The organism is Sphingomonas sp. ID1715, from assembly GCF_013044515.1.
In the GTDB taxonomy this organism is placed as follows: Bacteria; Pseudomonadota; Alphaproteobacteria; order Sphingomonadales; family Sphingomonadaceae; genus Sphingomonas_B.
The window spans coordinates 218,512-232,917 of the sequence record NZ_JABEPR010000002.1; the positions used below are offsets into that span (position 1 = coordinate 218,512).

Annotated in this window: 15 protein-coding genes; 4 read left to right on the top strand and 11 right to left on the bottom strand. The window is 63.8% G+C overall.

What is annotated here, in order from left to right:
- Nucleotides 1–49 precede the first annotated feature (49 nt).
- Nucleotides 50–1,258 (top strand): acetyl-CoA hydrolase/transferase family protein, encoded by a 1,209-nt coding sequence (locus HJG53_RS05945; RefSeq protein ID WP_368039520.1) that lies wholly within the window; start codon nucleotides 50–52, stop codon nucleotides 1,256–1,258.
- Here the strand turns inward: HJG53_RS05945 and HJG53_RS05950 are convergent.
- From HJG53_RS05950 to HJG53_RS05960, 3 genes are all read right to left on the bottom strand, one after another.
- Nucleotides 1,255–1,710: a low affinity iron permease family protein gene (locus HJG53_RS05950; RefSeq protein ID WP_171128565.1), complete on the bottom strand. Its 456-nt coding sequence runs from the start codon at nucleotides 1,708–1,710 to the stop codon at nucleotides 1,255–1,257. The two genes, HJG53_RS05945 and HJG53_RS05950, sit on opposite strands and share 4 nt — an antisense overlap.
- The gene (adhP, locus tag HJG53_RS05955; protein ID WP_171128567.1) at nucleotides 1,685–2,707 is read right to left on the bottom strand and encodes an alcohol dehydrogenase AdhP; all 1,023 of its coding nucleotides are present in this window, start codon (nucleotides 2,705–2,707) and stop codon (nucleotides 1,685–1,687) included. Before adhP ends, HJG53_RS05950 begins: the two co-directional genes overlap by 26 nt.
- A gap of 70 nt (nucleotides 2,708–2,777) precedes the next feature.
- A complete protein-coding gene (locus tag HJG53_RS05960) occupies nucleotides 2,778–3,161 on the bottom strand; it encodes a hypothetical protein (protein WP_171128569.1) in 384 nt (127 codons plus the stop codon).
- A 113-nt stretch (nucleotides 3,162–3,274) separates the two neighbouring features.
- Between HJG53_RS05960 and HJG53_RS05965 the strand changes: the two genes are divergently transcribed.
- Both HJG53_RS05965 and HJG53_RS05970 read left to right on the top strand, forming a co-directional pair.
- On the top strand, nucleotides 3,275–4,075 hold the full coding sequence (locus HJG53_RS05965) for a universal stress protein (protein WP_171128571.1): 801 nt from the start codon (nucleotides 3,275–3,277) through the stop codon (nucleotides 4,073–4,075).
- 11 nt (nucleotides 4,076–4,086) lie between these two features.
- Nucleotides 4,087–5,262, top strand: coding sequence for a L,D-transpeptidase family protein (locus HJG53_RS05970; RefSeq protein ID WP_171128573.1), 1,176 nt, complete (start codon nucleotides 4,087–4,089; stop codon nucleotides 5,260–5,262).
- Here HJG53_RS05970 and HJG53_RS05975 read toward each other — a convergent pair.
- Nucleotides 5,259–5,849: a murein L,D-transpeptidase catalytic domain-containing protein gene (locus HJG53_RS05975; protein WP_171128575.1), complete on the bottom strand. Its 591-nt coding sequence runs from the start codon at nucleotides 5,847–5,849 to the stop codon at nucleotides 5,259–5,261. The genes HJG53_RS05970 and HJG53_RS05975 overlap by 4 nt on opposite strands.
- A 148-nt stretch (nucleotides 5,850–5,997) precedes the next feature.
- On the opposite strand from HJG53_RS05975, the gene HJG53_RS05980 reads away from it, so the two are divergent.
- Complete coding sequence (locus HJG53_RS05980; protein WP_171128577.1) at nucleotides 5,998–7,278, top strand: DUF4010 domain-containing protein; 1,281 nt, start codon at nucleotides 5,998–6,000, stop codon at nucleotides 7,276–7,278.
- Here the strand turns inward: HJG53_RS05980 and HJG53_RS05985 are convergent.
- The 7 genes from HJG53_RS05985 to HJG53_RS06015 form a co-directional block, all read right to left on the bottom strand.
- A complete protein-coding gene (locus HJG53_RS05985; protein WP_171128579.1) occupies nucleotides 7,225–8,868 on the bottom strand; it encodes an MBL fold metallo-hydrolase in 1,644 nt (547 codons plus the stop codon). The genes HJG53_RS05980 and HJG53_RS05985 overlap by 54 nt on opposite strands.
- 25 nt (nucleotides 8,869–8,893) lie before the next feature.
- The gene (locus tag HJG53_RS19080; RefSeq protein ID WP_171128580.1) at nucleotides 8,894–9,157 is read right to left on the bottom strand and encodes a universal stress protein; all 264 of its coding nucleotides are present in this window, start codon (nucleotides 9,155–9,157) and stop codon (nucleotides 8,894–8,896) included.
- Nucleotides 9,126–9,635, bottom strand: coding sequence for a universal stress protein (locus HJG53_RS05995; protein WP_171128582.1), 510 nt, complete (start codon nucleotides 9,633–9,635; stop codon nucleotides 9,126–9,128). The genes HJG53_RS19080 and HJG53_RS05995 overlap by 32 nt, the downstream gene beginning before the upstream one ends.
- A 62-nt stretch (nucleotides 9,636–9,697) precedes the next feature.
- Nucleotides 9,698–12,196, bottom strand: a complete 2,499-nt coding sequence (locus HJG53_RS06000) for a cation-translocating P-type ATPase (protein ID WP_171128584.1) — start codon at nucleotides 12,194–12,196, stop codon at nucleotides 9,698–9,700.
- Between the two features lie 59 nt (nucleotides 12,197–12,255).
- Nucleotides 12,256–12,630: an STAS/SEC14 domain-containing protein gene (locus HJG53_RS06005; RefSeq protein WP_171128586.1), complete on the bottom strand. Its 375-nt coding sequence runs from the start codon at nucleotides 12,628–12,630 to the stop codon at nucleotides 12,256–12,258.
- 44 nt (nucleotides 12,631–12,674) lie between these two features.
- On the bottom strand, nucleotides 12,675–12,860 hold the full coding sequence (locus HJG53_RS06010) for a hypothetical protein (protein ID WP_171128588.1): 186 nt from the start codon (nucleotides 12,858–12,860) through the stop codon (nucleotides 12,675–12,677).
- A gap of 424 nt (nucleotides 12,861–13,284) precedes the next feature.
- Complete coding sequence (locus HJG53_RS06015) at nucleotides 13,285–14,280, bottom strand: zinc-dependent alcohol dehydrogenase family protein (RefSeq protein WP_254447572.1); 996 nt, start codon at nucleotides 14,278–14,280, stop codon at nucleotides 13,285–13,287.
- Nucleotides 14,281–14,406 lie beyond the last annotated feature (126 nt).

Sequence of the window (14,406 nt, forward strand, 5' to 3'; positions counted from 1 at the left end):
AGACGCTGCCGTCGCAGCTATCGGAGCCGGCGCGAATGTCGCCATGGGCATGGCGATATCGGAGCCGCCCGCCCTGCTCGCCGCCTTGGCCAGCCGCGTCGAGCGCGGGAGCCTGCCCGGCTTCAACCTCTGGTATTTTCATTCCCTGCTTCATGCGGGCGCAACGGTGCTGCGCTACGAACTGACGGACCGCATCCGCCCCCATTGCATGTTCCTGACCGGCATTGAGCGCGAATTGATGCGCAAGGGTGAAGCGCAAGGCCGTCACCCGGTCGAGTTCGTGCCGACTGCGTTCAGCGAGGCGCCGCGCATCCTGTCGGAACGGGTCAGCCTCGACGCGTTCATTGTCACGGTCTCACCGATGGACCGGAATGGTTGGTTCACGTTCGGGACCGGCAACGACTATGCGACCACCGCCGCGCGCGCTGCCAAGCGCCTGATCGTCGAGGTCAACCCGAACATGCCCCGCGTCTTCGGCGACTCGCTGCTGCATGTTTCCGAAGTCGATGCCATCGTCGAAAACGCCGCGCCGCTTCCCGACCTCGCCTTTCCAATGCCGTCGCCCGAAGACGAGGCCATCGCCCGCACGATCGCCGCGATGGTGGATGACGGCGCCTGCCTTCAGATGGGTATCGGCACGCTGCCGAACGCTGTCTGCGCGCTGCTGCATGACCGCAAGGACCTCGGCATCCATACCGAGCTGCTGACGCCCGGCCTGGCCAGGCTGGTGGAGAGCGGCGCTGTCACCAACCGGCGCAAAACGACGTACACCGGGCGCAGCGTGTTCACCTTCGCGATGGGCGACAAGGCGTTCTACGATTTTCTGGACGACAATCCGTCGATGCACAGCGCGCCGGTCCACATCGTCAACGATCCACGTCACATCGCGAAGAACGACAATGTGGTGTCGGTGAACGCGACCCTGCAGGTCGACCTGTCCGGCGCGTGCAACTCCGAGCACATGATGGGTCGGCAATATAGCGGCTCGGGCGGTCAACTCGACTTCGTGCGCGGGGCCAGGGCGTCCAAGGGCGGCAAGTCGATCATCGCCTGCGTTTCCACGGCCAAGGACGGCACGATCTCGCGCATCGTGCCCGCGTTGAACGGGCCGGTGACCACGCCCCGCAACGACACGCAGATCGTCGTCACCGAATATGGCTGGACCGACTTGACCGGCAAGTCGCTCCTCGAGCGCAAGGAAGCCCTGATCGGCATCGCTCACCCGAGGTTCCGGGAAGAGCTCGCCAGCTCCAGCTAGCGGCGCTTCAGCAGGTGCCTCACGCTGTCCGCGGCCCGGCGTCCCGGCTCATGCGCGGCGACCTGCTGCTCGAGATCGCGCCGAATGAGCTCGATCTCCACGTCCGTCAGATGCTCAATCCCAATAAAGTCGTTGCGCGCGGTGCGCATCGCGCGGATCAGTTCGTCGAGCTTCGCCTGCATCGCGGCCGCGTCGCGATTCTGCGAGTTCTGGATCAGGAACACCATCAGGAAGGTGATGATGGTGGTCGCTGTGTTCACCACGAGCTGCCAGGTATCCGACCATGCGAACAGCGGACCGCTCAAGAGCCAGAGCAGGATCGCTCCCAGCGCCAGCACAAAGGCGATCGGCTGGCCAGCCAGCATGGCGACGCTGGTGGCGAAGCGCGCAAAGCCACCGGCCCCAGGCAGCCAGGATTTGCGCGGATCAGAGCCGAAGCGCGATGCGTCCATCGATCTTCCCTGCCTTCATCCGTGCGAACACGTCATTGATCGCCTCGAGCGGCTTCTCTTCGACATTGGGCACGATCCTGCCCTCGGCGGCAAAGGCGATCGCTTCCTCAAGATCCTTGCGCGTGCCGACGATGGAGCCCCGAATGGTGAGCCGCTTCAGCACCACGTCGAAGATCGGCGTCGGGAAGTCACCCGGCGGCAGGCCGACCAGCGCGACAGTCCCCTTGCGACGTGCCATGCCAAGCGCCTGGGCAAAGGCGCCGGTGGAAACGGCGGTGACCAGCACGCCGTGCGCCCCGCCGCCGGTGATCCGCTGTGCCTGCTCTACCGCATCGGGGGCGGTGCACTCCACGGTCGCGTCCGCGCCCAGACGTGATGCGAGGGCCAGTTTGTCGCCGGCGACATCGACAGCCAGCACGTGCAGCCCCATCGCCTTCGCATATTGCACGGCGACATGCCCCAGTCCGCCGATGCCGGAGATGACGACCCATTCGCCGGGCCGTGCCTCGGTTTCCTTCAGTCCCTTGTAGGTGGTGACGCCGGCGCAAAGGATCGGCGCCATGCGCACCATGTCGGCATCACGCGGCAAGCGACCGAGAAAGGCGGCCGGTGCGACGACATATTCGGCAAAGCCGCCATCGACTCCGTAGCCGGTGTTGCGCTGACGCTCGCACAGCGTTTCCCAGCCGGCAGTGCAATATTCGCAATGGCCGCAGGCATCGTGAAGCCACGGCGCACCCACGGCATCGCCTTCCTTCAAGTCCCTCACCCCCGCACCCAACGCCGCGACATAGCCGGCACCTTCATGGCCCGGGATCAAGGGCAGCTTGGGGCGGACCGGCCAGTCCCCGTTCGCGGCATGGAGATCGGTATGGCAGACCCCGCAGGCGGCGATCTTGATCAACACCTCACCCGGCCCAGGCTCGCGCACCGGAACCTGCTCGATGGTGAGCGGCTTCCCGAATTCCCGCACCAGGGCAGCGTGCATCGTCTTCATCTCAAACCCTTTCTCGCCCTCGAGAGTGGTTTTGACGCCGAGATTCGTATCCTGGCATACGCAATGGTCCCTAGCGGCGGGCCAGTGGCATCAGCGCGAAGCCGAGCTGGGCGCCCAAGCCGATCAGACCTTCCGGCGCGGTCAAGGCAGCGATCTGGGCGCTCGAACTCCGCTCGAAGCAATAACGGCCGAGCAGCACCTCGGCGCCCATCAGCAGGGCGAAGGCCATCGCGCTCATCGCCACCCTGGCGGAGAAGCGCCTCGGCAAGCCCCAGCGCCGCACCGACCAGCCGCAGACCAGCCAAGAAGCCGCGAGCATGAGCGGGACTTCGATCAAGGTCGCGCTGATTGGCCCCAGCCGCGGCATCAGCAACAACACGCGGACCGTACCGAATGCGAAGCCCAAACCGAAGATGACGCCGGCGTAGAAGATGGCTGCTCGGAGCGTGTTCATGGCTCTTCTTCCCTGAAGCAGCTGGCATCCGGCGATCCGTAGAACTCCTGATTCAGACACCTCCCGAGAACCCGTAGGGCTAGGAACGAACGGAAGAACGGAAGAGGTTTGTCATGAAAAACATATTGCTGCTCGTCCACGACGATGCCGGACAAGAGGCGCGGTTGCAGGCTGCGCTCGACCTGACTCGCGCGCTTTCCGGCCATCTGAACTGCATCGAAGCCGTGCAACTGCCAGTGATAGTCGATGGCATCGGCGGGAGTGGTATGGCCATCCTGCTCGACGATGAGCGGCAACGCGAAGCCGCCAATCGGGCGGCTCTCGAGCCGCGGCTTGCCCGCGAAGGCATTAGCTGGAGTTGGACGGACACGACCGGCTATCTACCCGACTGCGTCGCCGAGGCGGCCAAGACGGCTGATCTGGTGGTGCTCAACCGCAAGATTGATGAAGCGCCCGCTCCCGACATGCGGCACATCGTGTCGGAAGTCCTCACCCAGCGGCACGCGCTCGTCGTGGCAGTCGCCGATTCCTGCCGAGGGTTCGATGCCGGGGGCAAGGCGATCGTCGCCTGGGACGGTTCCGAACGCGCGATGTCGACCCTGCAGCGCGCTGTGCCCCTGTTGGCACTCGCCAGCGACGTGAAGATCTTTCAGGTGGGCGAACACTTGGACGATGCGCTGACGGTCGAAGAAGGGGCCACCTACCTGTCCCGCCACGGCATCCATGCCGAGGTGGAGATCGCGCCGGCGACGAGCAGCATCGCCGTTGCCATCCGCGAGGAAGCAGAGCGCTTCGGCGCGGCTTACCTGGTAATGGGCGCCTATAGCCACAGCCGGGTTCGCGAAGCGCTGTTCGGCGGCGTCACGCGCGCGATGCTGAGCGCGTGCAACCTGCCCATGGTGCTCGGTCATTAAGGCGTAAGCTCGTGCGAGCAGCGTTTGCGTGCCTGGCCCTGGCGGCAGGCCTCTCGACTTGCCCGTCCCGCGCCCAGGAGCAGGCACCGCGCTGGACCGTAGCGGCCGCGACCGACTTGCTGGACGCGATCGCCGCGGCCCGGGCAGAAGGGCTCGACCCGCGCGATTACGAGCCTGAGGAGTTGCGTCGGGCGATTGGCAGCGGTGCAGGGCCGGCATTGGACGCAGTGGCTTCGGGGCGCTTCATTCACCTTGCGCGCGATTATACGCAGGGCCATGTCGGGCCCGAAGATCGGCTGTCCTGGTTCATTGTCGGCCCCGCGCTCAGCAAGGCTGCAGGCGAGGCGCTGATGCAGCGCGCCCTTGGTGGCGAACGCATCCGCCCCCTGCTGGCCGAGTTGCTTCCTTCCGATCAGCGCTATGTCAGGCTGCGTGCCGCCCTGGCAAAGACATCAGCCGGGGACGCGAAGCGACTCCAGGCGATCCGGGTGAACATGGAGCGCTGGCGGTGGCTCCCCCGGGCACTGGGCGCTCGCCGGCTCGAAACCAACGTGCCGAGCTACTCCGTGACCTTCTACGATGAGGGCCGCGCCGTTGCCATGCACCGTGTGATCACTGGCAAGCCCTCGACCCCGACGCCGCAGTTCAGCGCGACTGTAACCGGCATGATCGTCAATCCCTGGTGGGAAGTGCCGAAGAGTATCGTCGCGGAAAGCATCGGCAAGCTGATCCGAACCCAGCCGGCAACGGCGCGGGCGCGGGGCTATGTGTGGGCGAACGGCGCCGTGCGCCAACGTCCGGGACCCACCAACTCGCTCGGGCAAATCAAGCTGGTCATGCCCAATCCGTTCAGCATCTATTTGCACGATACGCCGTCCAAGGCGCTGTTCCAGCGGCCGGTGCGGGCGCTCAGCCATGGCTGTGTCAGGACCGAGAACCCGTTCGATCTGGCCGCCCTGTTGCTGGCCGGGCAGGCGGGCCAAAGTCGCGCCGATCTCGATCGCCTGCTGGCCTCCGGACAAACAGAGAAGATCGATCTGGCGGCGCCGCTGCCGGTCTACGTCGTCTATTTCACAGCTGAAGCGGATGGCGGCGGCAAGCTCCTCACCTACCCGGACATCTATGGTCGGGACGATGTGGTCGCAGCCGAGCTCGTCGACCGCGGCGCTCTCGACTTCGCCGGTTAAAACTTGCCTGCGGTGATCAGACGGCCCGGCCCCAATCGTTCAAGGACGCGCGGCAGGTCCGCTTCGCTGAACGCCAGGCAACCCTCGCTTCGGCCAAGCTTGCCATGATCGCGCAGCATCTGGGGGCTGACGTACCAGGCGCCGTGCACAACGACCGCCCGCACTTCGGCATTGCAGTTAGTCCGGTCGAGGCCCTTCAGCCGCATCGAGCGGCCGTGCTTGCCCTCATATTCGGAAGCGGTGAGATAGACGCCATCGGACGTCGCGCTGGAGCCTGTCTCGTTCGAGAAGCGCTCGACCCATCCTTTATGGCTGGGGTCGGAACCGCGGCCATGCGCCACCAGGAAGCTGGAGAGCGTTCCGCCGACCACATCGACGATGTGGAATCGCGCGTCCGAGGATGCGGAGCTGAAATCGGCCACGCCGACCAGATCGCGCGTGGAAGCCGCATGGCCATGACGGGCGAGCGCCTGTCGCGCAGCGCCGATGATCCCGGCGTGCGTGGTGGATCTGGCATAGACACGCATGGGCGTGACCGCCGCCGCCGCAACGATCGATCCGATCAGGTTCCGTCGCGTCATCAACATGCATGGCAGATTATGTTGCGGGAGGTAAACGAACAACGATGATCCCGCGCCGATCCAGCCAGTCGCCAATGATCCTGCACGGTTGGCCGCATTTGCCGTCCGGCGGATCGTCGGAAGCCAACAAGTGGAGTCCTCCGGAGCGCAAACGGTGACGAATACCGACCTGCTCGGCTCTACCACGAGCATTCTCGCCGCGGCCCTCCTGATTGGCCTTCTGATTGGCGTGGAGCGGGGATGGCAATCACGAGACAAGCCGCCGGGCCACAGAGTCGCGGGCATTCGAACGTTCGGCCTGATCGGCTTGCTAGGTGGCGTTGCCGGATTGCTGGCGCAAGCGGGCTGGGGCGCGCCAAGCGGGCTTGTTATAGCTGCGGCAGCCGTCAGCATCGCAGTGGGCTATTACCGAGCGGCCGCACCGCCCGAGAGCCTGAGCGTGACCAGCGCGATCGCGGCCCTGCTCACCTTGGCGCTGGGCATGTTGGCGACTTCGGGCTTCGCAGTGCAGGCGATTGCCGCCGCTTGCGTCGTCACGCTTCTTCTCGCATCGCGATCGCAGTTACATGGCTGGCTATCGGGCCTCAGCGAAACGGACATTCAGGCGACTGCCCGCTTTGCACTGATCGCCGCCGCGATCTGGCCGCTGCTGCCCAATCAGAGCTTCGGTCCTTATGATGCGTGGAATGCACGGTCCTTGTGGGCCGTCGTCGTCCTCGTCACAGGATTTTCACTGGCCGGCTATGTCGCCGACAAGAAGTTCGGACGCACTCGCGGCACTCTGGCCACGTCGGCGATCGGCGGCATGTATTCGTCTACGGCCGTGATCGCCGCCCTCTCAACCCGTCTGCGGGGCAGTCCGAACGAAATCGCGGCGGTGACAGCCGGAATCGCGCTAGCCTCGGCCGTGATGTTCGCGCGCGTGCTGGTGCTGACCGCCATTCTGGCCCCGGCAGCCCTGCCCACCCTGGCGCTGGCGACAGGCCCCGCCGCCGCCGTGGCGCTCTTGCTCGCGATCCGCTCGGCCCGCCAGCCTGGAGCAACTGCTGGAGCCGAGGCGCCGGAGCCTTCGTCTGGCAATCCGGTCGAGCTGTTGCCGGCGCTCGGCTTCGCCCTGCTCGTCGCCGCCACTGCCGTGGCGACGCGCTGGGCAGAACAGCGTTTCGGAGGCGCGGGCGCCGGCGTGATGATCGTCATCACGGGCAGCTTCGACGTGGACGCGGCCATCGTCACCCTCGGCGGACTTGGTCCAGGAACCCTGTCCCCTCATGACGCGGGCCTGATTCTCGCCGCGCCTGTCCTGATCAACACGCTGTTCAAGGGCGCGATCGTGATTGCAAATGGCGGACCCGGCACCAGGTGGCGCGCGGCAGCCCCGCTCCTAGCGAGCAGCATGACGCTTGTTCTCGCGGCGGCTGCCGTGCTGGTGCTCTGACCCGCGACGTTGATGGGTCCGAGCCTCGGAGTCGCGATAGCTGTCGAGCACCTCCCGCATGCGGGCAAGCGCCTCGCGTCGCCGGCGCTCGTCGGAGATTTGCGCCAGTTCGTGCTTCAGGTTGACCGCCAGGTCCGCATAGTCGTTCTGCCAGTCCCGACTGACGATCTCCCGCAGATCGGCCCGCCCCGTGCGCAGCCGGCGCGCCTGGCCCTGGCGAGGCAGCGCATAAACCTCGCCGATTTCCGGTACGATCACCGAGTTATCAGGGCTTTGCAGCGCGTCGCCTAGTGTGCTGAGCGCGGAAGGCTCGCCATGAGTGACGAACACGCTGCCCGCCACCGGCTGCCGGGCCTTTGCCCAGGCAATCAGTTCGCCCCGGTCGGCGTGCGCCGAATAACTGTCGATTTCCCGAACGGTGAGCCGGACTGCGACATCCTCTCCGAAGACCCGCACCCGACGCGCGCCTTCGAGGATGGTGCGTCCCAGCGTCCCGGCCGCCTGGTAACCGACAAAGAGCAGTGTTGCATCCGTGCGGGCGAGGTTGTTGAGCAGATGATGCCGCATCCGCCCCCCTTCGCACATGCCCGATCCTGCAATGATGACGGCGCCGGACAGGCTGGCGAGAGCTCGCGACTGCTGCACGTCGTCCACATAGTGGAAAGAGGGGTGACGGAAGATTTCGCCAAGCGACGTTCCGTCGAGTTCGTGCGCGTGCCGTGCAAAGACAGACGTGATCTTCGTCGCCAGCGGAGAGTCGATGAAGACGCCGAGATGCTGCAGACGACCCGCGTTGATCAGCGTGGCCAGGTCGAGCAGCAGCTCCTGCGTGCGCTCGAGCGCAAATGCCGGGATGAGCAGATTCCCTCCGCGCGACAAAGCGGCCTTCACCTCCGCTTCCAGCAGCGCCTGGCGCTGCGTCACCGTCACCGGAACACGGTCGCGATCGCCGTAGGTGGCTTCGATGATGAGATGATCGATGGCCGCCGGGCCCTCCGGATCGTGCAGCAGCCCCGCGCTTCGCGAACCCAGGTCGCCCGAGAACAGCAAGCGGTTGCCATCGACACAGACCTCGATCGAGGCTGAGCCGAGCACATGCCCGGCATTCCAGAACCTGGCCGAGACTCCGTCAGCCAGGGTAAAATCTTCGCCGAACTTCACCAACCGCAGCTGCCGAAGCAACGCTTCGACATCGTCAATCGTGTAGAGAGGTTCGATCGGCGGCTCGTCCGCCCTGTCCCGCCGCCGGTTGCGACGGGCAGTATCCTGTTCGTTGAGGCGGGCGGAGTCCCGGAGCATGGGTCCGAGCAGTTCTGCAGTCGCAGCTGTGCACCAGACCGGGCCGGAAAAGCCCTGGGCCGTCAGGCGAGGCAACAGCCCCGAATGATCCAGATGGGCGTGCGTCAACATGACCGCATCGAGATCGCGCGGCTCAAAATCGAAGCCTGAGTAGTTCAGCGCCTCCAGCGAACGCGGCCCCTGAAACAGCCCGCAATCTACGAGCAGGGCGACCTTGCCCCTGCGAAGCTCGTAGCAGGAGCCTGTGACGGTTCCGGCACCGCCGTGAAACGCGAGCGTGGCTTCGGTCAAACTGCTCGAAGACAAGACGCCCACCTCAATGCGCGATCATCAGCGGGCACTCGGTATGCACGAGCATCCGTCTCGTCACGCCTCCGAAGATGTTCTCCTTAAGACGCGAATGCCCATACGCGCCCATAATACAAAGCGCCACGTCGCGCCGCTTGCATGCAGTCCGAATGGGAATGTCCGGAGTGAAAATTTCGTCGCTCGTTTCACGGAGGACTTCCGCCTCTATTCCGTAAGTTCGCAAGTATGAGAATGCCTCGTCACAAGGAACGTCTTGATCTTCCTCGTCCACGGAGAGGAGGATGACAGCGCTTGCGAACTCCAAAATGGGAATGGCGGCCTTCAGAGCGGTGATTGCCCACCACCAGCAGTGGCGCGCGCGACTTCAGCACAGTATCTGAAGCCACGTCCATCATGTCGGGGAATTCCCCCACAGACTGGCGGCGAGTAAGCACAATCAGGTCGGCCAGCCGAGAATGGCGAACCAGCGCGTCACTCAAGTCACCTACACTATGCGCGAGCTCCCACGAAATATCCTCCGTCTCCAGCCGGGCACGAAGACGGCTCGCGTTCGCCGCTTCTCTCTGCTCCTCGTCAATCAGCGCAGTCATCCCTCCCGCGGTGGTGGCATAATCCTGCATGAAGACCGGCTGCCTGGTCACGTCCACGCACTTCAGGTGGCCTTGAAGCGCTCGTGTCAGGTCTAGAGCGCATTGCAGGCGCGACTCCTGGCCTGAGTCATCATGAGCGAGCAGCAGGATGTTCTTCATGGCGGGCCTCCAATCGTGCAGCTCAAACTGCCGGCGGAGCGCTCGATCCGACATCCGTTAGTCTACCTACAGCTCCTCGTCTTGGTCAGCTGAAGAAGGAGGAGCAGCAGCACCGAGGGACCAAGAGAATAGGCAAGGCTAACGGCACCGATCGCGGCGAATTGCAGTCCTTCTCTCACCGGCCCGAAGGCGAAAACCGCAGCGGTCAGGAGCCCGATCCCGGCGACAATCATCACGAGTGCGCGGTTCGTGTGCCCTGCACTGGAAAAGAGCATCCCGCCCTTCTTGCGGCTGATGAGGGCCAAGACGATGACGGTCGAAACAACCGAGAAGAAGGTCATGGTGCGCAGTTCCGCCGCAGCCACCCCCCAACGGCTCGCCGTCAGGAACACAGCTCCGGCAGCCGCAAAGGCCAAAAGTCCCCGGCTCACGCTGACAGCCACGAGAGGAATGCTCATCAGCCATTCGGAGGCAGGTCTGGGAGGGCGCGCCATTAGGTCCGGTTCCTCTTCTTCCGCTTCGAACATGAGCGCGCACATCGGGTCGATGATCATTTCCAGCAGCGCGATCTGGATCGGCCCCAACAGGATCGGCAATCCGGTTACGAGCGGCAAAATGGCAAGCCCGGCGATCGGAACATGAACGGCGAAGATGAAGCCCATGGCTTTTTGCAGATTGTCGTAGATGCGGCGGCCCAGGCGCACGGCATCGATGATCGACGTGAAATCATCGTCAATCAGCACGATCGAAGCCGCCTCGCGCGCCACGTCGGTTCCACGCTTGCCCATGGCGATCCCGATGTCCGCTGCCTTGAGCGCCGGAGCATCGTTGACCCCGTCGCCGGTCATCGCGACGACCTCGCCCGCTCCTTGAAGCGCACGAACGATACGCAGCTTCTGATCGGGCATGATGCGTGCGAACACCGTTGTTCCGCCGATCCGCCGGGTCAGTTCCGCCTCGCTGAACCTAGCGACGTCGGCACCGGAGATCAGCTCGCCCTCACCGATACCGGCTTGGGTCGCGAGTGCTCGCGCAGTCACCGGATGGTCCCCGGTAATCATCACGACGCGCATCCCTGCCGCCCGGCACTGACTGATCGCCTCACCGACGCCGGGCCTCAACGGATCGAGCAGCCCTGCCAAACCCAGAAGCTGAAAGTGATGGCGTTCCAGCGTGGCGCCGACAGCATCAGGCGTGACCTCGGTCTTCGCGACGGCAAGAACGCGCATCCCCTTCGCTGCCATCGCCTGCGCAGCCTGCGTCAGGCTTCGGCCTTCCGCTTCCGACAGCCGGCAGAGAGATCCAATGGCTTCAGGTGCGCCTTTTGCTGTTATGAGGACCATGTGCGCTCCCGATGTCGCCCAGGCATTGGCCATCGCCAGGAGATCGGTTCGCAAGCCGAATTGCTGCACCAGGGCGCCAGACGTACGGCTGGGTGCCTTACGCCCGGCGGCTTGGTGAAATGCAATCTCCATCGGGTCGACCGGCGCAGGTGCACTGGCCAGCATCGCGGTCCTCAACAGATCGTCGAACGGGCTGGAAACACTGCTGCTCTGATTGAAAGAGAAATGACCGGCGAGCGGCGACCATAGTTCCACCACACTCATTCGGTTCTCGGTCAGCGTACCCGTCTTGTCGCTGCACAGGATCGTTGCGGAACCTAGTGCTTCGATCGCCGAAGCTCTGCGGGTAAGGACGCCGATCTTCGCCAGCCGCCAAGCGCCGACTGCGAGGAAGATCGTGAGCACGACCGGAAATTCTTCTGGAAGAAGAGACATGGCGATCGCGATTCCGGCCAGCAAAGCCTCGAGCCATCCGCCACGATCGATGCCGTAAAGCACGACCACCGACGCAGCGACGCAAACCGCTCCGAGACCGCAAAGCCGGACCATGCGCGCGGTCTCCAGCCGCAGCCGTGGCACTTCTGCCTCTACTATTGCGAGCGAGGCGCCAATCTGACCCATTGTGGTCGCCGGGCCGGTCGCAGTCACTTGCGCCAAGCCGGTGCCGCGCGTCACTATCGTACCCGAAAGAATTTCTGACCCGCTAGCCTCTGATGCTGTGCCCACAGTCTTAGGCACCGGCACGGATTCCCCGGTCAGCAGGGACTCGTCGGCCTCGAGTTGATCCGCTTCGAGCAATCGGCCATCAGCGGCCACCCTGTCACCTTGGTTGAGCACCAGCAGGTCGCCCCGGACGACGTGGCTTGCGGGAACCGTCACGACTTGCCCATTCCGGACCACGTTCGCTGTGGGTGCGGACAGTTCACGCAGGGCCTCCAAGGCGCGCTCGGTCCGGCGCTCCTGCGCCGCTGTCAAAGCTATCGAGAAGCAGGCAAAGCCAAGGAGCACGAGCGCTTCGACGGCATCGCCGAGTAGGAGATAGATGAGCCCGCCCGCGAGGAGAAGCGCCAGCATCGGCTCGCGGAGCACGCCTGCAAGGGTGGCGAGCACCGACCGCTTTGGCGGTGGAGGCAGCGCGTTCGGTCCGTCCCGGGCAAGCCGGCTGGCCGCCTCCTGGGGCGAAAGGCCTGTTCGCAACTGCTCCGCAATCGCCTCCATGTCAGCGGATCATAGCTGGTCAGGAGCTTTTCAGCGAATGAGCAGCAGGCCGGCGGCAGCTATTGGCGTTCGCCCTTGACCCAGGCCAAGGCGGCGCCGCTCTCTGCGGGCTCAAAGACCCGGTAGGCGATGAACGGAAGAAGTCCGCTCTCGATGCGGGTACCCCACCGGATCCACGCTTGGTCGGATACCACGGCGACGCGTCCGAAGCGGCGGAGCTTGCCGAATAGCGGAAGCGCGCGCGCCATATACCTGCGAAGACCCGACAACTCGATGCCGTCGACGTGCTTCGTTTCCACGAAGACGTGCACTTTACCACCGCGTTCCATCATGGATTCCAATCGTTCCATGATGGAGTCCAGATCATTGCCGGTGATCTTGTGACTCATTGCGAGAGCGATCACATCTTCTGGAGCATTCAAGAACTCGATCATACCTCCCCCTGTTGGTGCGAACTTCAGGTCACTGCCAATCCTTGTCAGAATTCCGGAACCCCCAGTTTGCGCAGGTCGCACAACACGCGATCAAGTTCTTGCCTAACCTCGCTGATCGCCTGGGGATCAGCATTCCGGTCTTCGAGTGCTTCGAGCCAGTTGAGCAGCTCGTCCCTTTCCTCGAAGCAGCGTGATAGAAGTTCGGCCGATGCTGCAACATGGAGGGTCATGTTCGTTCCTCGATGCTCGCGATAGCGATGAGAAGCGAACGAAGCCTAAGGGGGGCGAACGTGGAAATGTAATCCGCAATAGCCCCTAATTCAGCCGAACTGCGGCCGACCCGCGGGGCTGTTTTCTGCTAAACACGGCCCGCATCAGAGCCACGCGCACTCGGCCGAAAGCTCGGGTTGATAATTCCGGCGCTGGATCTGAGCGAGATGTGCTTCCTCCTCGGCAAGAAGCTGTTGCAGAACTCGCATGAGATCGGGATCCGTGCATCGCTGCAGCTGCGCCTTGAATCGGGCAATATTTCCCGGGCAGTTAATTCTTCCACGAGAACTGCGCCCTACAGCCGAGTCCGGTCAGCCGAGCCTGATATTAACCTAAGTCGAGACTTTAGTCACCCACTAGCTTGATGGTGGGGAGCGCTGATGATCAGGGTACAAGCACGTACGCGCCCTCAACCGCTCCAGCCCGTAAGCCGGAAAGAGCGTGATTGGCTTGGTCGAGGGGGACGGGGTTAACAGACACCTTCAACGGAATGCGGTCGGCCAATGCCATAAACGCAGAGCCATCCGCCCGCGTCAGATTGGCGATAGATCGAATAGACCTTTCCCCCCACAGATCCGCATAGGGGAAGGCTGGTATGTCGCTCATATGAATACCGGCGCAAACGACAATGCCACCTTTCACGATCTGTCGCAGCGCGGTCGGCACTAAAGGACCGATCGGCGCGAATATGATCGCGGCATCGAGGATCTCGGGCGCAGCCTCATCGGATCCGCCAGCCCAGGAGCATCCAAGCGAGAGGGCAAAACGCTTTCCGGCCTCGTCTCCGGGACGCACGAATGCAAAGACTGACTTCTTCTCTGAAAGAGCGACCTGCGCAACGATATGTCCTGCGGCGCCAAACCCATAAATGCCAATTTTCATCGCCCGCTCGGTAGCGCGGTAGGCCCTGTAGCCGATCAGCCCGGCACAGAGCAGCGGCGCAGCCGAACAGTCATCATAACGCTCTGGAATGTGCAGGCAGTAACGTGCATCCGCCAAGCAGTGGCTGGCAAATCCGCCGTCGCGGCTGAAGCCCGTGAATATCGCGGCCTCGCAGAGATTTTCCCGGCCGGCCAGACACTGCATGCAAGTGCCGCAGGTTCCCGCCAGCCATGGAACACCAACCCTGTCGCCAAGGCCAAATCCAAGCGCGTCCGGCCCCAAGGCTGCGACACGCCCGACGACCTCGTGGCCAGGGATGATCGGCACCTTTGCTGCCAGGTCGCCGTCTACCTCATGTAAGTCCGTGCGGCATACGCCGCAGGCACTCACCTCGATGAGCAGTTCCGAGCCTTTAGGCTCATCGAACGCAAGGTCGGTAGCCTTGAGAGCCGCGCCCGCGTGATCCAGGCGCATGCCCCATCCAAGATAGGTGTTCATGGTCGCCTCTCATCTGTTCCATTTCACCCTGGAGCCCTGTCAACGAGACCCGGACAGGAAAAGCTGTGCATAGCTATTCAGTGCCACCCAGACCGCTTCGCTTCGCAAGATGAGAAAGGTGGTCGC